The sequence below is a fragment of the Vibrio marinisediminis genome (assembly GCF_014050145.1).
In the GTDB taxonomy this organism is placed as follows: Bacteria; Pseudomonadota; Gammaproteobacteria; order Enterobacterales; family Vibrionaceae; genus Vibrio; species Vibrio marinisediminis.
Genome location: NZ_JACFYF010000180.1, coordinates 1 through 293 on the forward strand (window position 1 = coordinate 1; position 293 = coordinate 293).

1 protein-coding gene is annotated in these 293 nt (G+C 50.2%); it reads right to left on the reverse strand.

Translation table 11 applies throughout. The features are described from left to right. A partial coding sequence (locus H2O73_RS20820) for a transketolase-like TK C-terminal-containing protein (protein ID WP_281364269.1) occupies nucleotides 1–293 on the reverse strand: 293 nt, incomplete at both ends.

Sequence of the window (293 nt, forward strand, 5' to 3'; positions counted from 1 at the left end):
GATGGAAGCACTGCTTCACGGTAAGCGGCGTCTTGCTTGTCAAATGCATCAGTAGATGGCATTGAAACAACGCGTACTAACTTACCTTCAGCGCTTAGCTTGTCAGCAGCAGCAACCGCTAGCTCAATTTCAGAACCCGTCGCAATTAGGATCAACTCAGGCTTGCCTGCGCAATCTTTTAGGATGTAGGCACCCTTAGCGATGTCTGCTACTTGCTCAGCCGTACGGGCTTGTTGCGCTAGGTTTTGACGAGAGAAGATCAGCGCTGTTGGACCATCTTTACGCTCAATTGC